The sequence below is a fragment of the Streptomyces sp. NPDC093064 genome (assembly GCF_044754605.1).
GTDB lineage: Bacteria > Actinomycetota > Actinomycetes > Streptomycetales > Streptomycetaceae > Streptomyces.
Genome location: NZ_JBIVPK010000078.1, coordinates 1 through 21,757, shown reverse-complemented (window position 1 = coordinate 21,757; position 21,757 = coordinate 1). Strand labels below are relative to the sequence as shown.

Below are 21,757 nucleotides of genomic sequence, written 5' to 3'. Positions count from 1 at the left end.
ACGGACATGCGGCAGGGGCCCTCGTCCGAGGGAAGCAATGGAAAAGGCCTCACACGCACGTGACACCCCGGCTAAACTCCCCGCCACCAGGCCGCTGATCAGCACAAATACCGAAGTCCGGCTGGAGTACTAGTCCTTAGCTCTCTGGCTTTCGTCACGGGAACCGACAGCACCTATACGAGATTGGGCAGCACTCGAAGCTCTGCAGAAATCGAACAGTTCACGGCTTCGGGCAGCGCGGGCCCCTGCCGAGTTGGACGCTGTTGGTAAATCCGCCCCGCTGGATCTCCTCCAGCGGGGCGGAGTGCTGCGAAGGGTGAGATGCGGGTGCGGGCGAGGGGTCTGCCGATGAGCCAGGCATCGAGGCGGGCAAGGTTGATGGCGGCGCCGGTCGAGTGGTGTTGCAGCCTGGTTTTGGCGGGCCGCGGTATCGGGATCCGCAGGCCGAATAACCTCTGACTAACCGTGAGGAGATGGTCATGCGAATCAAAGGGGCACAGACGGGCGAAATCGCGTCTCGTGGCAGGGTCTTGCAACGCCGCTGGGTCGAGCGGCTCGCGGTCGCGCTGGCGGTCGTCGGCGGCACGATGACCGTGGCCGGACCAGCTGACTCTGCCGTGGCCCAATTCGGCCCCCACACTTGCAAACAGGGCTTCGTGTGGCGGGAGGCGTTTCCCGGCGACCTGGTGTGCGTAACCCCCGGTGTACGTACAGACACGCGCAGGGAGAACGAGTTGGGGCCGTCGCGCAGGCAGCCCGGCGGTGGCCCCTTTGGGCCCGATACGTGCAGGCAGGGCTTCGTCTGGCGTGAGGCCCGTCCCTCCGACCACGTCTGCGTACCGCCGTCCAGCCGCGACCGGGCCCGCGGCGACAACGCGAGCGCGGCCATGCGTCTGGCCGACCCCTCGGCGATTCCCCGTGGCGGCGTCCAGATCATCACAGCCCGGCACCAACTGGGCGGAGACCTCTTCGCCAGTGGAAGTGGCCTGACCCCCAACGGACGAGTCCAGTTTTGGAGCGCGGCTCCCGGCCTGCCGGCCGTTCAACTGGGCAGCCTGACGGCGAACTCCGGTGGTGGCCTGTCACGGCAATGGTTCTACAGGACGAACTGTCGAGTGCATGACCCGCGCGAGGAAACCGTCATCGTCCTGGATGTGGCCAGCGGCACCGTCACAACCGGCGGCACCACGCGCGTGCACTCGCGTTGCTGAGGTGGGCTGTCCGGTTGGTGATCACGAAAGTAGAAGCGGACCCGGGCCGGTGGGCATACCCCCTGATCTCCCTCCGGGGTGGACGCTGCGACAGCCTCTGCGGCTCCAACCGATACTTTCCGATCCTCCTGCCGCACGGGGCCGCCGCTCCGCTCGCCAGCCCGCCCCGCCTGAACAGGCCGGGGCGCGGCGCGGTCGGCAGCGGGGCCGGTACGGATCCAGGCGTCCACAGGACACCGGGGGTCTCGCCGAGGGTGAATTCGCGTTCGAGGACGCCGCCGTCGAGGCGCTGTTCGGAGGTGAATCAAATGGTCGTGCCTTTCGGGAGTGCTCTGGAACGGCGCTCCCGGACGACCTATCGCCCGATCATGACCCCGGAGGGGAGCACCCATGTCGATACTGCGTTCACGGGTACCACCTCCTCGTTCTCTTGCACGGCCTCCGGAAACATTGATGTGGTCGCCGTGGTCCGCCAAACGGGTTCTTGCCCAGGCGCCGTGGCCGGATGTCACGGAGTCGGAACACTACGCGGAGCTACTTGGGGCCTCATCGCGGCTTCCCGAGGTGAGGCCCTGCGACGGCGGGGCGCGCTGGGGGCGCTGTCGTTTCTCATGAGCATCGAACACGACGCGCCGCCGACGCCTCCCAATCTCGTGTACAGGTGCTGTCGGTTCTCGGGCTCTGGTCCACTTTGTGTGGTCGCGTACGCAGGGTGACTGTTGATCTTCGCCTAATGGTGGTTTTAGTGGTCGTAGGCGGTCAGTGCGCGCATGACCGGCTGGCCGCGAATGAACTGGCTCCGCTCATCAGGCCCCTTGGAATCGATCATCTAGGCTGGCGCGGTGGCTGATGAGCAGGAGCGGGTGCCGCCGTCGGGAGTGTGGGCCACGGCGGTGGGGGTGGCCAGGGTGCGGGCGCTGGAGACCGAGCGGGAGAATGCGCTGTTCCGCGACCCACTGGCACAGGCCTTCGCCACCGCCGGCGGCCTGTGGCCCTCCTCGCCGACGCCCGATGACGAGGCCGCGCGACGCCGCCGGCTGGCCGTGTCGTTCTCCATCGTCATCAGGACGAAGTTCCTCGACGACCTGTTGCAGCAGGCCTCCGCGTCCGGGGTCCGGCAGGTCGTGCTGCTCGGCGCCGGCATGGACAGCCGGGCTTTCCGGATGGACTGGCCCGAGGGCACCCGGCTGTTCGAGGTCGACACCGCCGCCCCACTGGACTTCAAGGCTTCGGTGCTTCGCCAGGAGCGGGCCGTCGCGCGCTGCGAGCGGATCACCGTCGCGGTGGATCTGCGTGAGGACTGGCCAGGCGCGCTGGCCGCCGCAGGGCACAACCCGGCCGTGCCGACCGCGTGGATCGCCGAAGGACTACTGATCTATCTGCCCGAGGATGCGGTGGAGCTGCTGCTGGCCCGGATCAGCGCACAGTCGGCGGCAGGCAGTCGGATGGGACTGACATTGGGCTCGCGCGGCGTGATCGAGCGCTTCGGCGCGGACGCCGCGCCGGGATCGGCGGCGTCCATGTGGGTCTCGGAGATGCCCGACGACCCGGTGGGCTGGCTGGCCGGGCACGGCTGGGAGGCCGACAGCCACACCCTGCGCGAGCGCGCTGCCGCCTACGGCCGCCCGATCAGCACCCCGCCGCAGCGCGAGGAGCGGCCCGGCGGGCTGATCTCGGCGGTCCGCCGGTAGAGCGCCTCCCGGTTCCCTAGATGATCGATTCCAAGGGGGCCTGATGAGTGGAGGCAGGTTCATGCGCGCACTGACCGCCTACGACCACTAAAGTTCGCCCGAAAATCGTCTGCCACCTGGTCATCGACGCCCAGGACGTCCTGATCACCCTGGTCACGCCCACCGAAACCGAACCGACCACGGACGCGGTCACCTACTGGGGTCTCCTGGACGAACCACCGACCGGCGAGGACCCCCTCGATGCGCTGATCCCCCGGCTGGCCGCCGCATACGGCGAGCCGCAGTGGCTCAAGTTCCACCTCGACGACGTGGGTTCCGCCGCGGGCCGAGCCGCCGAACTCGCCGATCCCACCCTCCGCGTCAGCACCCAGGACAAGGTGCTGACCGTCGGCGACTACCTGTCCGCGTACGTGCTCGAATGGACCTTGCACCACCTCGACCTGATCGCGCATCTGCCGTCGGTCGCCGAGCCGCCCACCGAGACCCTCGCCGCGGCTCGCACGTCGCTGGAGAAGATCGCCGGGACCCCGTTTCCCGCCTCGTTCTCCGACAAGGACGCGTTGCTGACCAGCACCGGACGTTGCACGCCGACCAACGCTGACAAGGCTGCTCCGGGCGATCTCGCCGCAAACCTCCCGCTCATCCTCGGCTAGTAACGACGTTGTCGGCAGTTGAAGAGCGGGAGCGTGGCCGTGACGTGGAGGGGACCGCACGGGTTCTTCGAGTGTGATCAGGAAGAGGTGGGCCCGTGCGGCTCCGTTCCACGTTCCCACCCCAGCCGTCCGAGCAAGCACCTTCTGACGTACTCAGTGAGGTTTTCTCACTGAGGATCATTTCCAGTTGCCGTTGAGGACAAGGGCGGCCCGCGCTATGTCGCCAATCCCGGCTCGGGCTGAGCGTGACGCGCTTGAGTGCGCGCCAGCGTTCCTTGAGCTCGGCGGCGGTGCGCTCGCCCAGTGCGCGCAGGTCTCTGATCAGCGCGTTCGTCGTGCGGGTGTCGGCGTGAAGGGCCTGTTCGGTCTGCCCCTTGGGGCGGCGGACCGGGACGTGGATGCCAATTCCGGCGCCGATGTAGCCCTTGTCCGCGAGGGTGGGCAGGCCCTCAGCCGCCGCCCTGTACAGCGCGGGCAGGACGTGGATGCGGGCGGCAGTGATGTCGGGCGTCGATCCGGGCTCGACCTCGGAGACCCACAGCGGCGTGCCGTCCGGAGCGGCTAGGAACTGCACGTTCCCGCCGAATGCCTTGTGCTTCTGGCTGAACCACAGGTCGTTGCCGTTCTCTCGGAATCCGGCGACCCGGTCACACTCGATCAAGGTGCCGTCCAGGATCACGTGCGCCATGCCCAACTCCTGACACACTTTCAATATTTCATGCAGGCCAGGTGCCTGGTCGGCGAGAACCTCGATGCCTTCGTGCAGGTAGCGGTAGCCAGTGGCCTGGGAGACACCGGCGTCGCGGGCCAGGCTGCACGCAGCCGCGCTCACGGAACCAGCGCAGCACCAGCACGGCCTGCCGGAACGGCCCCAGCGCCCTGGAGCCGCGCGGGGTGCCGATCCGACGGCGTTGCGGCGAGTAGGCGGGCGAGGAACTCGACGATGTGGCGCGGGACGTCGAGCGTGGCAGCACAGGTAACCAACGTGAGCCTCTGGTTCGGCAGACGACCTTGTAGTGAGAAGCGTCCTACCAGGGGCTTCACGCCCACCCGCGGCCGGGGGCTCCAGTGCGACTTGGCCATGCCCATGCCCCCAGATCGCAACACCGGGCGATGCGCTCTCAAGCGGACGGCCGGAGCGGGAGTAGCGCCGTGGGCGCTACGAGCAGAAGGCACGTTCTCGCCCTGGGTGCCAGTTGCTCTGTCGGGCCGGGACCGTCAGCAGCCATTGCGCAAACAGTCCCTGGCCCGAGATGATGCCCCGCATTGTTCGTGCGGCAGGGGTGGAACAGCTGTGAACCAGGAAGCCCGCAATGGCGGAGCGGAATCGTCGGGAAGGGTCGGCCGAGTCCGCTATCGGGCTTCGTGGCAGCAGTCCCTGCCACTGGGCCTGATGCTCGGCGCCGCCGTGCTGATGCAGTTCTCGAACCCCTTGCTGTGGGCGCACCAGCGGTCCGGACTGGCCGGCCTGCAGTTCGAGTCGCGGGTCCTGGCCCACATGGTGCTGCCGTTCTTTTTCACGCTCGAACTGTGGGTGCTGAGCCGCTACGTCGGGGTAACCCTGACCCCTGAGGCGGTCGTCGTCCACAACCTGCGCCGCCGGACCATCCCGTGGACCAACGTGGCCGAGGTCGCGGTCGAGTCGTTCACCGGCGGACGGCGGGTGGTCCTCTACGAGACGGATGGACGCCGCACCCCGCTACGAATGCCCAGCTCCGGTTTCCTGTCCCGCGACCGCCGGTTTAACGACAAGGTCGCGACCATCCGATGCTGGTGGCTTGCCAACGGCGGCGCGGCCCAAGTCGAAGACACAGCTGGTGAACTCGGCGACTGGGGGCATACCTACGGCCGGCTGCCCGAGCGACTGAGCATGCGACCTGCGCCAAGCCGGTCGGTGCCCACGGTCCTGCTGCTCGGCTGGCTTGCGGCTGATGCGGTGATGGCGGGGTTCGCCGAGGGTCCCGGCGCTGATCACCCGACGTTCCTTGGCCGCGCGCTCGGCGCATTCGTCGCGATCTCGCTGCTGCTGGGCGCGGGCTTCCTGAGCTTTGGCAGAGGCGTCATCCTCACTGCCGACCACCTGGTCATACGAGGGCTGCGGCCCCGAACCGTTCCCTGGGACGGCATTCAAGGGATCGCCGTCGAGCGCCACCGCGGCGGGCGCAGGCTAGTCATCCTTGAAGCGAGCAGTCGCCGAACGCCATTGCCAGTACCGCGTGTCGGACGCGTCCTCTGGGACTCGGAGTTCGAAGCCAAGATCCAAACGCTACGTCACTGGTGGCGCACCCACGCGGAGATTGGCACGAGCCCGCCCGAAGCGGCGCTCCAACCCTCGGACCAGCCAACGCTCCTTCCCTACTGCGGACCGCGTCTGTGGCAGAAGGGGGTGTTGGCCCTGGCCTGCATCGTCCTCGGCTACGAGATCCTCCTGTCAGTTCTAGTCGGAGCTCTGTTCCTCACCGCCGGTCAGTGAGAAAACCTCAGTGCCGCTGTCAATCACTGCTTGATCACGAACACCAGGCCAACTATGTGCGACCTGAACGTTCCCTCCCAGCTCGCCAACCAACGCTCAGAGCCGCCAACTCAAACGCTCAGTCACAGCTGTCGCGGGGCAACTACCTACATCGGCAGCTCAGAAATCCAGGTCGAGGTAATCAATTTCGTTGATGGCCACGTCCGACAGACCCATAGCGCGTACTCCACCGTCCTGGAAATAGACCTCTTTGAAGCCTTCGGCGATAATCTGCTGGTCGCTGGCCCCGACGTCGCGGGCGTCGAACTGCCCGTCCCCGAGTACTGGTGTCCCGTCTGAGCCGAACTGGTCCCGGTCTCAATCGATCGGGGCCGATTCGCTCACCGTCCCCGGCGAACTGGTCCGCCATCGGTGCTTCGGAGGATCTCACCCGTCGTGAATCGGGCAGGACTACGAAGTTACGGCGCAGTGGGCACGCTTGTGGACACGGTGATCTCGCATGCTCGTCGGGGCTGCCGACCTGGGTGTCTACGGAAACCGGTCAGGGACCGGCTGACCAGGTCCGCTCTCGGTCAGGGGCGGGTGAAGGCCGTCTGGAGGATGTCGGCGAGGAGGGCCGCGCAGGAGCCGTCGGGGTCGAGATCGGGATCGTAGATGGTGAGGTTGAAGCCAACGCACCATTCCGACCGCACCAAGGTCCGTAGCAGCGGGGCGAGTTCGTGGGGCAGGAGCCCGCCGGGGTCGGGGCTGTCGACGGCGGGCATGACGGACGGGTCCAGCACGTCTGCGTCCAGATGTACCCAGAACCCATCGGTCACGGGCACTTCAAGAGTCTGCAGAACCGCGCCCGCCAGCTCCTCCGCGCCCCGCTCTCGGATCTCCCCGACCGTCGCGTTCGTGATCTTCAACTCGGTGAGCTCGGCCCGCTCTTCGTCGTAGTCCCGGATGCCGAAGACCCGTACGTCCTCGTCCCTGATATACGGCCGCAGCCCTTCGAGGTCTGTCAAGTCCGTCTGGCCACGGCCGGTCGCGATGGCCAGCTCTTCGCCGCCCGCGGCACCGATACGGTCGGAGTTCCCGGGGTGCCGAAAGTCCGCGGATCCGTCGATGACGGCAAGTCCGTACCGCCCGATGCGGCGGAGGGCGAGCGAGGCGCCAAGCTGGATGGAACAGTCCCCACCCAGGACGACCGGGAAGTCTCCTGCCCGGACATGGTGCTCAATGCGGTCGGCGAGCTTGCAGGTGTACGTGGCGATCGCCTCAGCGTTGAACACTCCGTCGCCCTCCCTCCAGTCGCCGCGGTCGTAGCGGGGCGGAACGACCACTCCGCCCTCGTATGCCCCGAGCCGCTGCACCAGCCGCTGCTCGCGCAGCGCGCCCGCCAGCTTGTAACACCCGGGCACGCTGCCTTCGGTGGGCGGCCGGAGGCCGAGATTGGACGGAGCGTCAATGACAACGAAATGGCGCATCCGGCCATTCTGACCGCGCGAGGCCGCGCGGTCCACAGCGTTTGGCCCCTGCGCAATCAACGCCGGAAGTCACCCGCGGAAGCAGGCGGGCCACGGTGCTGACGCTGCTCGACACACCCAAGAGCACGACGCAGCTCGTCGCCCTGACCGGGCAGCGGCTCGGTTCCGTGGGCCGGCATCTCAAGGTGCTACTCGACGCGGGGCTGGCACAGCAGCGCCGGGCGGGGCGGTCGGTGCTCTACTACCGGACCGCCGCGGCCGACGTGCTCGTCCGGGCGCAGCACGGGCGGGGACCGGCGGCGGACGGCCGGAGCACAGAGCCGTCATAACGCTCCGGACCCGGAGCCGGACCTGGTGCGCGGACGGCCGGTCCGCCGCCGATCGCGCGCTCAGTCCACCTCGGTCGGCGTCCCCGCCCCGCTTCGTTGCGCGGCACGGGCCGGCAGGGCCGTCGAGACGAAGGCCAGGAGCACGGCTGTCGCGATGACGGCAAGACACGGCACGAGTGGTGCGTACGGTGTCGCGGCGCCGGTCATGCCCAGGCTGTACGCGGTCAGGGTCGCGCAGGCCACCGCCGCTCCCAGAGCGATCGCGAGCAGGGTGACCGTGAGCGTCTCCCAGCGGAGCATCGTGCGCAGTTGGCGGCCGGTCGTGCCGATCATGCGCAGGAGAGCGAGCTCGCGGCGTCGGGCGGACGTCGACATCACGAGGGTGTTGACCACGGCGATCGCGGTGAAGGCGATCACGAGTCCCATCGCGATGTAGTTGACCTGGGCCTGCGCGCCTTCCTGGGTGCGGCGTGCCGCTGCCACGGCGGTGCGGTTCAGGACGTGGACCGTGGGGAAGGGGCGCAGCGCGGTGGTGAGCGCCGACCGGCTCGGCGCCCCGGCCACCAGGACCGACGAGGAGAGCGGCTGGTCGACATGCGCCGCCACCAACCGGTGCGGGAGCAGCAGATCACCGAAGCCCAGCCCGCGTTCGTAAACGGCGGACACTTCGAGGTCCTTCTCGACCCCGTCGCCGAGCGTGACGGTGACGCGGTCGCCGACCCGCGCGTGCCGGGTACGGGCCGCCAGTTCGCTGAGCGCCACCGTTCCGTCGCCCATCGCGGCGAGCGTGCCCGCGGTGACCTCCGGGTCGAGGGTCCGGGCAAGACCCGGTGAACTCACGCCCTGGGCGGGGAACTTGTCCTGCCCGATCCGCACCGTGGTGCGGACGACCTCCGTCACCGTCGTCCCCGGCACCCGCTCGCGCACGGCCTGTGCGGCCACGGCCGGGACACCGGGCTCCGAGGCGGCGAGGACGTAGGAGGCGCGCGTGCCGGACGCGGCCTCTTCGCCCGCCGAGTGACTCGACGTCGTCTGCGTGAACAGGATCGTCGAGGCCATCGCCACGGCCAGGCTCAACGGGGTGACCACGGCCGCGACACGCCGGGCGCCGGCACGGGTGTTCCGTGCGGCCAGAAATCCGGAGGCCGGGGAGATCCGCTGTGCGATCCCGCCCGTCACCCAGGTCGCGGACCGGGCGAGCGACGGGCCGAGCAGCGCGATCGCCGCGGTCGCGACAATCACCGACAGGAACGTCACCGGGGTGGCCGCCGCGTCGGTCTTCAGCCCGGACAGGACCACGACCAGGACGACGTGCCCGACGGCGGCCAGGACACCCGCGACGACCCGGCCGGCGTGCGGCCGCTCCGAGCCGAGCGCCGCCGCGGCGAGCCCCTCCGTAGGGCGCATCCGGGCCGGCCCGCGGACGGACACCCGCGCCGCACCCCACGCGGCGAGCAGCGTCGCGAGAACCGCGGCGACGGGCGGGAACGCGCTCACAGTGAGCTCCAGGGTGTCCGGCAGCGCCCCCACGGCCACGAACCGCCCGTGCATCCAGCGGGCCAGGAACAGCCCCGCGACCGCCCCGGGCGGCCCGGCCAGCAGCCCCACGACCAGCGCCTCGCGCCCCACCATGCGCCGCAGCTGGCGCGGTGTCGCGCCGACCGCCCGCAGCAGGGCCAGTTCCCGGGCCCGCTGCTGGATCGACAGCGCGAAGGTCCCGGCCACCACTAGCAGGGCGACGAGCAGCGACGTACCGCCCATCGCACCGCCCAGACTGATCAGGCTGACCCGCGCCTTGCCGGCGTCGATGAACTCGACGGGCCCGCGGTCGTCCCCCGACCGCACCGCCAGCGAGGGCGTGCCGGACACCGCCTCGAGAGCCCCGGCACGTACGTCGCTCACCGTGGCGCCGGGGACCGTGAGCAGGCCGAGCGCGGAGACCTGCCCCGGGTGTCCGGCCAGGCGCCGCGCCTGCTCCGTGCTGAAGAACAGCGTCGACTGGCGGGCCAGGGCGTCACGGCCGGCCGGTGCGGCGATGCCGACGACCTCGTACACGGAGGGTGCGCCGGTCGACTGCACGGTCACCTTCGCGCCGGTGCGCAGCCCGCTGCCGGCGTCGGCCACGATCTCGTCCGCCCCGGTCGGCGCCCGGCCGTCGCGCAGCGCGAACGGCGTGAGCCGCGCCGACTGCCAGGCGTGGCCCCACGACGCCCCCTCGGCGAGCGGGCCCTTGTCCGTCAACACATGGGCGGGGAAGGTGAGTTCGGGGACGACCGCGTGCACACCGGGCACGGCCGCGAGCCTCTTGACCAGGGCGGGGTCCGCCTTCGCCCAGGCCCGCTCGGTCAGCGGCTTGGACTTCTCCTTGGTCTTGCCCTTCTTGACCTTCGTCCAGTGCAGTTCCTGATCGGCCGTGACCAGCACGGGAGTTCCCGCGTACCGCTCCGTGGGGATCGTCCCGCGCAGCCCCGTGTCCAGCAGGGTCCCGCACGCGGTGACGAGGGCGGCGGCGAACAGCAGGGCCACGAAGGCGCCGGCGAAAGCGCCCTTGCGGGCCCGCAGCGTACTCAGCGCGAGAGTCAGCATCACGCCCACGCTCCCAGGCGGCTCATGCGGTCGGCGACCCGCTCCGCGGTCGGCGCGGCCATCCGGTCGACGATCCGCCCGTCCGCGAGGAACAGCACCGCGTCCGCGTACGAGGCGGCCATCGGGTCGTGCGTGACCATCACGACGGTCTGGCCGAGGTCGTCCACGGTCCGGCGCAGCAGCCCGAGCACCTCCTTGGCGGTCATGGTGTCCAGCGCGCCGGTCGGCTCGTCGCCGAAGACGACCTCGGGCCGGGTGACCAGCGCGCGGGCGAGGGCCACCCGCTGCTGCTGGCCGCCGGAGAGTTCGGCGGGCCTGCGCCCGCCGCGTCCGGTGAGCCCCACCTGGTCGGTGATCCGTGCCAGCCAGTCCGGGTCGGCCCGGCGCCCGGCAAGGCGCAGCGGGAGGGTGATGTTCTGCTCGACCGTCAGCGACGGCATCAGGTTGTAGGCCTGGAAGACGAAGCCGACGCGGTCCCGGCGCATCCGGGTCAGCGCGGTCTCGTCGAGGGCCGTCAGCTCCTGGCCGCCGAGGGAGACGGTGCCGCCGCTGGGCCGGTCGAGGCCGGCGGCGCAGTGCAGGAAGGTCGACTTGCCGGAGCCGGAGGGCCCCATCACGGCGGTGAAACTCCCCCGGGGGATGGCGAGATCGAGGCCGCGCAGCGCGTGCACCGCGCTCTCGCCGCGTCCGTACACCTTGCTCACGGCGTCGAGCCGGACCGCGGGGGCGGGCTCCCCGGAGGGGGAGCCGTCCGAAGGGGCTGAGGATGCGGGCGCCGTCGTGCGGCCCGCCGAAGAGAAGATCCAGGGCATGTATTGAGCCTGTTGTGCCGCTGATCGCTGCGCTACGGTCAGAAAGGGCGGCCACTGTCACCATGCTGCCAACGGGCAGGCCAGGGGGACCGGCTCCGGGGGGAAACAGAACATGAGCCTGACATCGATCGGGGTGTCCGACGAACACCTGCGGCTCTACCGCTACTTCCTGCGCCATCCCGAGCGCGGGGCCGAGTCCGCCGGAGGTGCTCTCGGCTGGGACCGCGACACCGTCGACGAGGGGCTGGACGCGTTACAGGAGCGGAGCCTGATCCGGCTCTCCGAGCGGCACACGGTGCTGGTCTCCGATCCGGCGGTCGCCGTGGAGTGGCTGGTGGAACAGCGCCTGGGGGAACTCAAGTCCGCCACCGGCGAGGTGCTCGCCACCCGGGCCGTGATCGCCACGCTCATCGACGACCACAAGCAGGGCGCGGCCCGCTCCCCGAGCGACGACATCGAACGGGTCGACGGACCCGAGGCGATCCGCGAACGCCTCACCGACCTGGCCTTCTTCACCTTCCGCGAGCACATGTCGCTGCTCCCGTCGCCCTGGCGCCCCCACAGCATCGACGAGGCCCGCGCCTCGGACCTGAGGATGCTCCGCCGCGGCATCCGCTGGCGTACGGTCGCCACGCCGAAGGCGCTCGCCGACCCCGCGACCCTGGCCTATCTGCGGGAACTGGAGACACTGGGCGGGGAGGTGCGCCGCACCGAGCAGGCGATCCGGCGGATGGCGATCTGGGACCGCGGCGTCGCGATGGTCCCCGTCGACCCGGACGACCACTACGAGTCGACGCTCGTCGTCCGCCAGCCGGGCGTGGTGGCCAACACCGTGGCCTGGTTCGAGCAGGTCTGGGACACCGGCCACGAGCTTCCCGCCGAGGACGACCTCGCGGTACGGGCGCCGGTCCTGTCCGCTCTGGAGCACCGTGTCCTGGACGCGCTGACCCACGCGGACAAGGACGAGGCGGCGGCCCGCGAACTGGGCGTCTCCCTGAGGACGTTCCGCCGCTACGTGGCCGACATCATGCTGCGGCTCGGCGCGGCCAACCGCTTCCAGGCGGGGCTTCTCGCCAAGGAGCGGGGCTGGATATGAGAAGGGAACTGCCGGGCAGGGCCTAGCGCGGGCCCATTCCGGCGAAGAGGGTGTCGATGAGCCGGTCGACCCAGTCGTGGGTCAGGGGCCGCCGGGCGATCAGGTGCTGGAAGTACAGCGGGCCGGACAGGATCGCCATGGCGAGGTCCAGGTCGAAGTCCGGCGCCAACTGGCCCTGCTCCCGGGCGCGTTCCAGCCGCGCGATCGTCTTCTCGGCCTGGGGGGCGATGAAACGCTCGTCGAGCGCGTCGGCTACCTGGGGGTCGTGCTGCGCCTCCACCAACAGGGCCACGTACAGGGGGCCCATCGGCGGGCGGCTCAGGAGGTCGACAGCCGTGTGGATCTGGCGGCGCAGATCGGCGATGACGTCACCGGTGTCCGGGTAGTCGAGGCCGGGTTCGTTCAGCGACAGCAGGGAGTCCAGGAACAGCGCACCCTTGGAGGGCCAGCGGCGGTAGATGGTGTGCTTGCCGGCGCCGGCGCGGGCGGCGACCGCCTCGATGCTGAGCCGGGCGTAGCCGAGTTCCTCGCCCAGTTCGAGCGTGGCCCGCATGATCTCCTCGGTGCGGCCCACTCCGCGGCTGCTGCGTCGGTCGGTCATCGCCTCACGATATCGGTACGGCACGTGCCGTATTGACAGCTGCCCCCGCCTTCAGCATGATCCCCCCATCCCACTAACGGCACGGCACGTGCCGTTCAGTACGTACCCGAGGGGGAACATGGGACCGCGCACAGCCGCTCCGGCGCTGCGGCTCACCGGCCTGGCCAAGAAGTTCGGCACCCACCGCGCCGTCGACGGCATCGACCTGACCGTGCCGAGCGGGTCGTTCTTCGGCCTGGTCGGCCCCAACGGCGCGGGCAAGACCACGACCCTGTCCATGGCGGTGGGCCTGCTGCGCCCCGACGCGGGCCGGGCCGAGATCTTCGGTACGGACGTGTGGGCGGACGCCTCCCGGGCGAAGGGGCTCGTCGGCGTCCTGCCCGACGGCCTGGCCCTGCCGGAGCGGCTTACCGGGCGTGAAGTGCTTTGTTTCACCGGGCTGTTGCGCGGCATGGCCCGCGCCGAGGCCGACCGCCGCGCGGACGGACTGCTGCGGACCCTGGGCCTCGACGCGGCCGGGCGCACCCTGGTGGCGGAATACTCCACCGGTATGCGCAAGAAGATCGGCCTCGCCGCCGCGCTGCTGCACGCGCCGCGTCTGCTGGTCCTCGACGAGCCGCTGGAGGCGGTCGATCCGGTCGCCGCGGCGACCGTGAAGGAGATCCTCCGGCGGTTCGTCCGCGCCGGCGGCAGCGTGGTCCTGTCCAGCCATGTGATGGCCGTGGTGGAGCAGCTGTGCGACCACCTCGCCGTGGTCGACGCCGGACGGGTCGTGGCGGCCGGGCCGCTGGACGAGGTGCGGGCCGGACTGAGCCTGGAGGAGCGATTCGTGAGCCTGGTCGCCGGCCGCTCGCCCGGGGCTCGGGGTGTGGAGGGGCTGGCATGGTTGGCGTCCTGATCCGGATGAAACTGGCCGTCCAGCGCAACTCCCTCACCCGCGCCACGGCCGCCCGGATGATCGTCGGCGGCGCGGCCGGTCTCGCGCTCGCCGCCGCCGTACTGTTCCTCGCCGGCCGCGGCTACCCGCACGCCGCACAGCGGTTCGACCTGCTCGGCGTCGCGCTGGCCGTGTGGACGGCGGGCTGGCTGCTCGGCCCCGTCCTCTTCGGCGGCGGCGACACGACCCTGCGCCCCGAGCACTTCGCACTCCACGCGCTGCGCCCGCGCGCCCTGGCGACCGGTCTGGCGGCGGCCGCCTTCGTCGGCGTCGCACCGGCCGTGACCCTGATCGCGCTGAGCGGCCTCGTGGTCGTCGCCGTACACCTCGGCCCGGCCGCCGTCGCCATCGCCGCCCCGGCCACGGTGCTCCAACTCGCCTTCACCGTCCTGTGCTCACGCCTGGTCACCGCGGTGCTCGGGCAGGTCGCGCGGTCCCGTACAGGCGCCGCGCTCGCCGCCTTCACCAGCGCGGCGATCCTGGCCGCGCTGCACTCGGGCTGGATCCTCGAACCCCTCGTGCGCGCGGCCCTGGACGACGGCCTGCCCCGCCCCGCCGCCGCATGGCTGCGCGGCCTGCCCTCCGGCTGGGGGCTGTCCGCCGTCGAGGCTGCCGGACGCGGCGACCTGCCCGGCGTGCTCGCGGCCCTGGCCGGCCTGGCCCTGCTCACCGTGGCCTGCGCGTACGGCTGGGCCCTCCTGACCCGGCGCCAGGTCACCACGCGCCCCTCGGGCGGACGCGCTGCGACCGCGACCCTCGGCCGGTGGGCCCGCGGCCCGGTCACCGCCGTCGCCGCCCGTGAACTGCGCACCTGCACCCGCGATCTGCAGCGCTTCCACTTCGTCTGCTTCGCCCTCGGATACGCCCTCGTGTTCTGCCTGCTCCCGCTGGCCGCGGGCAGTACGGACTTCCTACCGTGGACCGGCCTGGTCTTCGCACTGTGGATGTCGGCCGTCTCCGCGAACCTCTACGGCGAGAACGGCACCGAACTCTGGGGCGAGATCATGATCCCGGGCGCCGCCCGGCACGACGTACGGGGCCGTCAGCTCGGCTGGCTCCTGGTCACCGCGCCCCCGACGGTCCTCCTCACGCTCGTTCCGGCCGCGCTGTCCGGGGCGTCCGTGCCGTGGCTGTGGCTGGTCACCTTCGTCCCCGCGCTGCTCGGCGGCGCGGCGGGCGTGACCGTACTGGTGTCGGTGCTGCGCCCCGTCCCGCTGCGCGACCCGCACCGCCGGACTGGCGGCCTGCTGGAGAACGGCACCGACTTCACGCAGGTCCTGCTGATGCTGCTCCTGACCGCGGCGACCGCCGCCCCCGCCCTGCTCGCCGTACGGTTCGGCCCGGCCTGGGCCGGACCGGTGGCCGGGCCGGTGAGCGGCGCCCTGCTGACGTGGCTGCTGGGACGCGTCGCCGTCATCCGGCTCCGGCGCACGGCTCCGGAGCTGCTCCAGCACTTCCGCACGGGTACCCCTCCGGCTCGCCAGCGACGCGTCCGGGCCGCCCCGCCGCCCCTCGTGCCCGCCGGCCTGCCTGCGCTGCACCGGCCCGCCCCGGTCCTGGCCCGGCTCGGCCTCGACACGGCGCCCGTCGGGCAGCGGATCTACGTCATCGTCGGCATGACGCTGTGCTGGGTCCCTCTGGTCGCCCAGGGCGTCGTGCCTGCGGTCATGCTGGCCACGGGGCATGTCCACCGCTCCTGGTTCCTGGCGCTGTACCTGCCGCCGGCCCTGCGCCGGCCGGCGATCACCGCGATGATCGCCCTCGGCCTCGCCCTCCTGATCACCAGCCTCGGCACCGGCCTGTACCACCTGGCGCGATCACGGCACCGGCGCTGAACGATCCCCCGGTACGCCCGTCTTCGTCTTCTCTACGCGCCGGTGGGGCTTCTGGAGCAGTTCCCATCGGCCCGCGATCGGGTGCGAGACAGGCGGGACCCGAGCTGGAGCGGAGCGGCCCGGGGTCAGTCCCTGCGGTACGTGATCACCGCCGGCGGCACCGGCCACGGACTCCGCAACGAGCCTCTGGTTGATGCGGCACTAGCTAGTGCTAGGCCCGTCCCTCCGGTGTCCGGACCGGCGCCGGAGGAAGGGTGAGCGTCACCTCGCCTGCAGTGGTCTTGAGGGTGAGGGTGGTCTCCCCGCGGCCGATGGCGCGATCGATCTACTTGCCCTCTGCCCAGGTGAAGCCGAGGCGGCGGTGTTGGTACCTGTTCCGCTGCTTCGGCCGCATGTGCGTTCGGGGCCTTCTTCAGGTCCAGGTGATGGCTCTCCTCGAACAGGCCGCGTCGACGGCGGACTGGAGGTCGGCCTCTGTCTTCGGCATCCACCGGGTGGCTTCGTGCATCTCAAGGAACAGCGATTGTCGACCGGCTCCGGAGTCAGTTGTCGATCAGCCGGCTCGTGAATGTCGAAGAGAAATGACGGCAGTGCCGTGGCAGGCCACCACGCCAGTTCGGCAGAGGCAGCGCCACGGAACCACCGATGAGTTTCCGGCGCAGCACGCGGCGATCTCGGCCGCCTGGGCCTGCGGGCGCTGGAACCGTGGAGAACACCGTCCGCTGGGTGCGTGACGTCCTCTTCGGCGAGGACAAATCCCAGGTCAGGACCCGCAATACGCCTGCCGTGCTCCCCGCCGTCCGCGAGCTGATCCGCAGCGCGCTCAATCTCGCCGGGTATGTCAACACCGCCGCCGGACGCCGAGCCCACACCGAACGCCACCGCGTCCTCGCCCTCTACTGCATCACATGATCAACCGGACATCCGAGGCAAACGCTGGGGACTGCCTTATCTCCTCTTGGGCACACAGCCCCTCCGGGATCTTCCGGAGGGGCTGTTTTCGCCGGGTACGCCAACCCGTACAGCAGCTCCTTCCGCTGCTCGTCGAGGGAGGCGTGCGACATCAACTCCGCGAGATGTGTGTCAGGGCCGCCCCGCCCGGCTAAGAGATGCTCTTGTCCGTGCCTTGGTCGGCGGCCGTCTTCGTAGGCTTGGTGAGCTTGATCGTGCCCGTGACCTTCAGTGCTGCGCCGCTGCCGTCGGCGGGCGTGCCGGTGAGCTCCCAGGTGTAGGTGCCGGCGTTGACGTACCGGCGGTCGCTGTTCCGGCCGTCCCACGAGAAGGCGACGGCGGCGGCGTACTCCTTGGCCGGCCCGGTGAACACCGTGTGCCCGGCCTTGTTCCGGATCGTCACCTGGGCGCCGGTTACCGGCTTGGACAGCTGCCAGTCGGCATCCCACACGGCGTCGGTCGCCGATGCGAGGTTCACGGACTGTTCGATCCGCGACTCGATCTCGGCAACAGGGGAGGTGTCGACGCCCGAGTCGAGCACGGTGATCTGGGCGTTCTTCTCCTTTCTGTATGCGATGGCGCCGCCGAATCGGTCGGCCTCCACGAGCGGGCCGCTGTACTGGACGGGGAACGCCTCGACGGTGTGCGGCGTCCCCCCGATCGGGGTGACGTTGAGTTGGTAGCGGCCGTCGTCGTACGCGACCACGTAGCAGTCGCCGAGGGTGCCGCGCGGGGCGTACGTCCACTGCTGGGTCTGCGTGTTGTAGACGCCGTGACCGTCGGAGGTGACGGTGCCCGAGGGGTAACAGTCCCAGTACACCCAGGGCCCGACGGCCTGCAGTTCTTGCGGCAGACAGCCGCCGGTGATCCGCTCCGTTTCCGTCACCGCGCCGGACTTGAGGTCGACGGCCTGGAGCGTGCCGTCCGTGTCACCGGGCATCCACAGCTTGGTTCCCCACACTGCGAGCCCGCCCTGGCCCTGACGGACCAGGACCACCTTCGGCCCGCCGGAGGCGTCCAGGTCGACGACGTACTGCCGGTCCTCCACGCCGCGCCCGCTGTCGCCGAACACCACATAGCGGCCGGAGGCCGAGCGCACGAGCGAGTAGTGATCGGAGCCCGTCGGCATCTTCTCGCCGGTCTGCGGGTCCACGGCGGGTACGACCGTCTTCGTGCCGTCCGTCGCCAGCACGACCAGTACCTGGGCGCCGTCCGCGTCGGTGGTGGCGATGACAGTACGGCCGTCTCCGGTGCCGACCGGCTGCCGGTAGTCGTAGACGCGCTGTGCCGTCTCGCCGGTGGTCTGCGCGTCCGGGCGCGCGAGCAGCGATCGCTGGCCCGCCGACGGGGCCGCACCGAGGGTGATGTTCCGCTGGAAGAGCGCAGGCAGGTACGTGGTGTCGGACTCGGCCGTGACGAGATGCCCGGCAGTGAGCGACAGCCTTGTGAGATTGCCTTCCTTGGGCGCCACCTCGCGCACCGTCCGCAGCGTGGGCGCCCCGTCGTCGCCGACGAAGACCCGGTGTACGGCCCAGTCCCGGGACGAGGCGCCGCCGGTGACGGCCAGGCCGCCGCCCGGGACCTGCGCCATACGCCAGCCGGCGTGCGCCAGCAGGGTCTTCGGCTCGCCGCCGGCGATCGGCTGGGCGGTGAGCGGGGCGCCCTCGCGGACGAGGAAGTTGCCTGCAGCCTGCTCGATCTGGCGCGTGGTCAGCAGCCAGTCGCCGACGAGCCCGAGCCGAGGGGTGCCCTCGCCGTCCGAGCCGAGCTCGATCTTGGTGTCGGCCGCCTGCGGGGTGGCACGGGGCAGCACGCGGGCAGTGGTGTTGCCGCCCTCGGGGGAGTACCAGGCGACGTACGCGTCAGAGAACACGACCTGGGCGTTCGTGCCGGTGGCGCCTGGAAGCACCGGGGTGACCTCGGCGGTCGCCAGGTCCAGCAGACCGACGCCGCGGGCGCCGTCGCGGTGCGCGTACCAGATCGCCACCGTGTGGTCGTCGCCGCCGAGCGTCATGCCGTCTTCCGCGACCCAGCCGTTCAGACCGGTGACGGGGGTGTCGGTGAGCTGCCCGTCCGCCATGCGCAGCACGTGCAGGACGTTCTTATCGCCGTTCGTGTCCCGGGTGGCGGTGAGCACGGCGGAGCCGAAGACGCCCCGGTAGAAGTGGCCGTCCGGCAGCGTGTACTTGGTGGTGGTGCCGGACTTCATGTCCGCCAACTCCACCTTGTTCGGGGAGTCGTAGATCGCGACGACATCCCCGCTGGTGACGGAGACGTGGCTCGATCCGCCGATCGTGTTGACGTCGTCGTACGGGGACGAGGCGGGCAGGTCGACCGGGGTACCGCCGTCCGGGGTCCAGCGGTAGTGGCCGAGCGCGCTCTGGTCCTTGACCTCTGTGCGCTCAACGACACCGCCTGGCCCTGCCCCGTACACCGGGTTGGCGACCGGCTTGAAGCGGTCGGGGGCCGGGATCGTCAGCGGGGCGGGCTCGGCGTGGGCGTCCGTCAGGAGGATTGGCAGGGTTCCGCTGGTGGCCGCCAGGGCCACTGCGGCGGCGAGTCCACCTCGTACGATCGATCGTTTTCGGTTCGGCTTGTGGCGTGCGGCCACGCAGCACCTCCAAAAGGCGTCGGAGAGGAGGCCGTTCGGCGCGGACGCACAGGGATCGACGCGGAACAGCCCCCGGAAGCGGCGGCAACGTAGCACAGCGGATCTACAGGATTCGAACGAATACGCGAATGGGTTGTGAGCAGTCAAAAGGGATGTTCCTGAGAAACGAAAGGGCTCGGGTGCCTTCGGGTGGCGTGCCGCCGGGGCTCGATAGAGCCACTCGCGCTGCGATGCGGAAGCCCTCGCCGAGGAGGAGCAGGGCGAGTAACTCGATCACCAAGAGCACCTCGATGCTCCCCTGGCAAGAGCCCCAACGCCTCCCGAACTCGTCGACATCGCCCATCGGTGGATTCGGGTGCCTCCCAAACTCATCGACAAGTGCCGTCACCACTACTGCTCGATAAAGCCAACCGGGGGTTGTCGGAGGAGAGGTAGATCGATGTCACTGTGCGGTCCCGCTTCCCGTGATCCAAGGCCGAGCACGGGCCCTAGCCCAAGCGGCTGTGCGCCAAGAGTACGGAGAGGGACCGACAGTCGAGCGCTCGTCTACTCCGGGCCAGGCTCGCGCAGCGGGTTACGGTGCCCGCAGTCCCAGCACCTCACAGTCTCCGGGAGGTTCTCGAATCGCGAGCCGGAGACGCCGTAGGAGCCGTCGATGCGGAAGCCTCCGCACGCCTGGCACGGCGTGGCCTGGAAAGGCTTGTCGCAGCGGAAGCAGTCACCTTCCGCGCTGTTCTGGTCGAGGTGGGCAACTCGGGGTACGGGTCGCCCGCCCGCGAGCCGTGGAGCGAGCAGCAGACCACAACGTACGAGACCGCGTGGCGCGCCTGGACGGACGCGCAGTGGGCCCGGTTGGAACCGCTGTTGCCCATGGGCAAGAAGCCAGGTCGACCACCGACATGGACAAGGCAGCAGCTGATCGACGGCGTACGGTTTCGCACCCGTACCGGTGTGCCGTGGCGGGATGTGCCTGAGCGATACGGCCCGTGGGCGCGGGTGTACGACCTGTTCCGCTGCTGGCAGCGGGACGGCACCTGGCGGCGGATCTTCGCTCAACTACAGGCCCAGGCCGATGCCAAGGAGCTCGGGCCATGACCCCGAATCCTGGACAGGGCTTATGCGGCTGGTGTCAGCGTAGTTGATGTTGTTCCGGACGCTGCCTCGTAGGCGATCGGGCTGCGTTGCCCGAGGCGGGAGTGACGGCGTCGGGTGTTGTAGCGGTGCAGCCAGCGGAACGCGTCGAGGCGGGCCTCGCGCTCGCTGGACCAGCTTTTCCGGCCCTGGAGCGTCTCGCGTTTGAACGTCGCGTTGAAGGACTCGGCGAGCGCGTTGTCCGCGCTGGAGCCGATCGCGCTCATGGACTGGAGGACGCCGGCTCTGCGGCAGGCCTCGGCGAACGCCCGGCTCGTGTACTGACCAGGTTCAACCAGTGGATGCAACACCGGCTTATTTGATCGATAGTAGATGGTCGTTGAGGGCTTCGGCGGGTGTCTTCCAACCGAGGCTCTTGCGGGGGCGACTGTTGAGCGTGGCTGCGACCGCCTCGATGTCCTCCGCCGCCCATCGAGAAAGGTCGGTTCCCTTCGGGAAGTATTGGCGCAGCAGGCCGTTCGTGTTCTCGTTGGTGCCGCGCTGCCAGGGGCTGTGCGCGTGATGAACGCCGGCCGGGTGCGGTTCGACGGCACCGTCGCCGAGTTCGTCGGCACGGCCACCGGGCGCGTCTGGCTGGCGGATGCCGCTCTGCCCGGCGCCGAGCACTCCTGGCGCACCGGCTCGGGCCGGGTCAGGTCGATCGGCGGCAGACCCGGCGAAGGCGCCGAACCGGCCGAACCGTCGGTCGAGGACGCGTACCTACTGATGCTGGGCACGAACGCCCGACCCACCGAGGAGGTGGCCGCGTGAGTGCGATCGGCATGACCACAAGCGTTCCGGCCGTACGGCGTGACACTGTCCTGTGGCGGCTCGCAGCCACCGAGACCGGCCGCTACGCCCGGCATCCGCTGTTCATCGTCGGCGTCCTGCTCACCCTCCTCGGGCTCCAGCCGGACCCCAAGACGTCCAGCTTCTACAACGTCATCGTGCCCGGATGGGCACTGGTCATGACCGAGCGGCCTACTGGATGCTCCAGCGGTGTGGGTGGCTGGGCTCTTCGGGGCAGGCGAAGATGTTGAGTTCGCCCCACCGGCCCACGGTGACCTCGGTCGGTGTCGCGGACCTGTGCGTGGGCAGGTCCTGTTCTTCCAGTGGCTTCCAGCTGCCGCTGCCGCCGTCCCATTCCGAGCTGTCGATGGTCAGCAGCAGGTGCATCGGTGTCGCGCAGGTCCGGCAGTTCATGGGATACGGGTCGGTGGCGTGCCAGGAGGCGAAACCGCCGACGCGCCAGCCCGGTGGGATGGACAGGTCGCACGGGCCCTACCCCTTGATCGTGGACACCCTGATCATTGGATCGTGAAGATCCATAGGACAGGAGTTCCCGTTGGGGACGTCGAAGTACTCGCCTGA

Annotated in this window: 14 protein-coding genes and 9 pseudogenes; 12 read left to right on the top strand and 11 right to left on the bottom strand. The window is 70.1% G+C overall.

Translation table 11 applies throughout. From position 1 onward, the window contains the following. Positions 1–473: 473 nt before the first annotated feature. On the top strand, positions 474–1,211 hold the full coding sequence (locus ACIQFZ_RS40540) for a hypothetical protein (RefSeq protein ID WP_402693658.1): 738 nt from the start codon (positions 474–476) through the stop codon (positions 1,209–1,211). 196 nt (positions 1,212–1,407) lie between these two features. On the opposite strand, the pseudogene ACIQFZ_RS40535 reads toward ACIQFZ_RS40540, so the two are convergent. After that, positions 1,408–1,515, bottom strand: a pseudogene (locus tag ACIQFZ_RS40535) (alpha/beta hydrolase); the annotation flags it as partial. Between the two features lie 574 nt (positions 1,516–2,089). Here ACIQFZ_RS40535 and ACIQFZ_RS40530 point away from each other — a divergent pair. After that, positions 2,090–2,902 carry a class I SAM-dependent methyltransferase gene (locus ACIQFZ_RS40530; protein WP_402693661.1) on the top strand — a complete coding sequence of 271 codons (813 nt, stop codon included), beginning with the start codon at positions 2,090–2,092 and terminating at the stop codon, positions 2,900–2,902. Between the two features lie 104 nt (positions 2,903–3,006). Then, positions 3,007–3,555 (top strand): annotated as a pseudogene (locus ACIQFZ_RS40525) (maleylpyruvate isomerase N-terminal domain-containing protein); the annotation flags it as partial. A 177-nt stretch (positions 3,556–3,732) separates the two neighbouring features. Here ACIQFZ_RS40525 and ACIQFZ_RS40520 read toward each other — a convergent pair. After that, positions 3,733–4,539: pseudogene (locus ACIQFZ_RS40520) on the bottom strand (transposase family protein). A 310-nt stretch (positions 4,540–4,849) separates the two neighbouring features. Here ACIQFZ_RS40520 and ACIQFZ_RS40515 point away from each other — a divergent pair. Then, the gene (locus ACIQFZ_RS40515) at positions 4,850–6,028 is read left to right on the top strand and encodes a hypothetical protein (protein WP_402693657.1); all 1,179 of its coding nucleotides are present in this window, start codon (positions 4,850–4,852) and stop codon (positions 6,026–6,028) included. A 159-nt stretch (positions 6,029–6,187) separates the two neighbouring features. Here ACIQFZ_RS40515 and ACIQFZ_RS40510 read toward each other — a convergent pair. Further along, positions 6,188–6,334 (bottom strand): annotated as a pseudogene (locus tag ACIQFZ_RS40510) (XRE family transcriptional regulator); the annotation flags it as partial. A gap of 266 nt (positions 6,335–6,600) precedes the next feature. Beyond that, on the bottom strand, positions 6,601–7,497 hold the full coding sequence (locus tag ACIQFZ_RS40505; protein ID WP_402693660.1) for an arginase family protein: 897 nt from the start codon (positions 7,495–7,497) through the stop codon (positions 6,601–6,603). Positions 7,498–7,574: 77 nt separating this feature from the next. Between ACIQFZ_RS40505 and ACIQFZ_RS40500 the strand changes: the two are divergent. Next, positions 7,575–7,826, top strand: a pseudogene (locus ACIQFZ_RS40500) (ArsR/SmtB family transcription factor); the annotation flags it as partial. Between the two features lie 60 nt (positions 7,827–7,886). Here ACIQFZ_RS40500 and ACIQFZ_RS40495 read toward each other — a convergent pair. Further along, positions 7,887–10,412, bottom strand: coding sequence for an FtsX-like permease family protein (locus ACIQFZ_RS40495; protein WP_402693659.1), 2,526 nt, complete (start codon positions 10,410–10,412; stop codon positions 7,887–7,889). Further along, on the bottom strand, positions 10,412–11,224 hold the full coding sequence (locus ACIQFZ_RS40490) for an ABC transporter ATP-binding protein (protein WP_402693656.1): 813 nt from the start codon (positions 11,222–11,224) through the stop codon (positions 10,412–10,414). Before ACIQFZ_RS40490 ends, ACIQFZ_RS40495 begins: the two co-directional genes overlap by 1 nt. A 112-nt stretch (positions 11,225–11,336) precedes the next feature. Between ACIQFZ_RS40490 and ACIQFZ_RS40485 the strand changes: the two genes are divergently transcribed. Next, the gene (locus ACIQFZ_RS40485) at positions 11,337–12,320 is read left to right on the top strand and encodes a helix-turn-helix transcriptional regulator (RefSeq protein ID WP_402693655.1); all 984 of its coding nucleotides are present in this window, start codon (positions 11,337–11,339) and stop codon (positions 12,318–12,320) included. A gap of 22 nt (positions 12,321–12,342) precedes the next feature. Here the strand turns inward: ACIQFZ_RS40485 and ACIQFZ_RS40480 are convergent, their stop codons facing one another. Then, positions 12,343–12,921, bottom strand: a complete 579-nt coding sequence (locus tag ACIQFZ_RS40480; RefSeq protein WP_402693654.1) for a TetR/AcrR family transcriptional regulator — start codon at positions 12,919–12,921, stop codon at positions 12,343–12,345. A gap of 118 nt (positions 12,922–13,039) precedes the next feature. On the opposite strand from ACIQFZ_RS40480, the gene ACIQFZ_RS40475 reads away from it, so the two are divergent. From ACIQFZ_RS40475 to ACIQFZ_RS40465, 3 genes and pseudogenes are all read left to right on the top strand, one after another. Then, positions 13,040–13,819, top strand: a complete 780-nt coding sequence (locus tag ACIQFZ_RS40475; protein ID WP_225076768.1) for an ABC transporter ATP-binding protein — start codon at positions 13,040–13,042, stop codon at positions 13,817–13,819. Continuing rightward, positions 13,804–15,693, top strand: a complete 1,890-nt coding sequence (locus ACIQFZ_RS40470; RefSeq protein WP_402693653.1) for a hypothetical protein — start codon at positions 13,804–13,806, stop codon at positions 15,691–15,693. The genes ACIQFZ_RS40475 and ACIQFZ_RS40470 overlap by 16 nt, the downstream gene beginning before the upstream one ends. Before the next feature lie 677 nt (positions 15,694–16,370). Next, positions 16,371–16,605, top strand: a pseudogene (locus ACIQFZ_RS40465) (ISAs1 family transposase); the annotation flags it as partial. 190 nt (positions 16,606–16,795) lie between these two features. On the opposite strand, the gene ACIQFZ_RS40460 reads toward ACIQFZ_RS40465, so the two are convergent. Next, on the bottom strand, positions 16,796–19,192 hold the full coding sequence (locus tag ACIQFZ_RS40460; protein WP_402693652.1) for a FlgD immunoglobulin-like domain containing protein: 2,397 nt from the start codon (positions 19,190–19,192) through the stop codon (positions 16,796–16,798). Between the two features lie 807 nt (positions 19,193–19,999). Between ACIQFZ_RS40460 and ACIQFZ_RS40455 the strand changes: the two genes are divergently transcribed. After that, positions 20,000–20,350: a transposase gene (locus ACIQFZ_RS40455; RefSeq protein WP_402693651.1), complete on the top strand. Its 351-nt coding sequence runs from the start codon at positions 20,000–20,002 to the stop codon at positions 20,348–20,350. 20 nt (positions 20,351–20,370) lie between these two features. Here the strand turns inward: ACIQFZ_RS40455 and ACIQFZ_RS40450 are convergent. Together ACIQFZ_RS40450 and ACIQFZ_RS40445 are read right to left on the bottom strand one after the other, a co-directional pair. Beyond that, a pseudogene (locus tag ACIQFZ_RS40450) lies at positions 20,371–20,670 on the bottom strand (transposase); the annotation flags it as partial. Between the two features lie 31 nt (positions 20,671–20,701). Next, positions 20,702–20,902 (bottom strand): annotated as a pseudogene (locus tag ACIQFZ_RS40445) (transposase); the annotation flags it as partial. A 3-nt stretch (positions 20,903–20,905) separates the two neighbouring features. Between ACIQFZ_RS40445 and ACIQFZ_RS40440 the strand changes: the two are divergent. Next, complete coding sequence (locus ACIQFZ_RS40440; protein ID WP_402693662.1) at positions 20,906–21,157, top strand: hypothetical protein; 252 nt, start codon at positions 20,906–20,908, stop codon at positions 21,155–21,157. Then, entirely contained in the window at positions 21,154–21,426 is a 273-nt protein-coding gene (locus tag ACIQFZ_RS40435; protein WP_402693650.1) for a hypothetical protein, read from the top strand. Before ACIQFZ_RS40440 ends, ACIQFZ_RS40435 begins: the two co-directional genes overlap by 4 nt. On the opposite strand, the pseudogene ACIQFZ_RS40430 reads toward ACIQFZ_RS40435, so the two are convergent. After that, a pseudogene (locus tag ACIQFZ_RS40430) lies at positions 21,368–21,658 on the bottom strand (hypothetical protein); the annotation flags it as partial. The gene ACIQFZ_RS40435 and the pseudogene ACIQFZ_RS40430 overlap by 59 nt on opposite strands. Between the last annotated feature and the right edge of the window lie 99 nt (positions 21,659–21,757).

Bases quoted from the DNA above. Each gene is read 5' to 3' on its own strand.
- ACIQFZ_RS40540 (WP_402693658.1), top strand. From the start codon at position 474: ATGGTCATGCGAATCAAAGGGGCACAGACGGGCGAAATCGCGTCTCGT.
- ACIQFZ_RS40505 (WP_402693660.1), bottom strand. From the start codon at position 7,497: ATGCGCCATTTCGTTGTCATTGACGCTCCGTCCAATCTCGGCCTCCGG.
- ACIQFZ_RS40495 (WP_402693659.1), bottom strand. From the start codon at position 10,412: ATGCTGACTCTCGCGCTGAGTACGCTGCGGGCCCGCAAGGGCGCTTTC.
- ACIQFZ_RS40490 (WP_402693656.1), bottom strand. From the start codon at position 11,224: ATGCCCTGGATCTTCTCTTCGGCGGGCCGCACGACGGCGCCCGCATCC.
- ACIQFZ_RS40485 (WP_402693655.1), top strand. From the start codon at position 11,337: ATGAGCCTGACATCGATCGGGGTGTCCGACGAACACCTGCGGCTCTAC.
- ACIQFZ_RS40480 (WP_402693654.1), bottom strand. From the start codon at position 12,921: ATGACCGACCGACGCAGCAGCCGCGGAGTGGGCCGCACCGAGGAGATC.
- ACIQFZ_RS40475 (WP_225076768.1), top strand. From the start codon at position 13,040: ATGGGACCGCGCACAGCCGCTCCGGCGCTGCGGCTCACCGGCCTGGCC.
- ACIQFZ_RS40470 (WP_402693653.1), top strand. From the start codon at position 13,804: ATGGTTGGCGTCCTGATCCGGATGAAACTGGCCGTCCAGCGCAACTCC.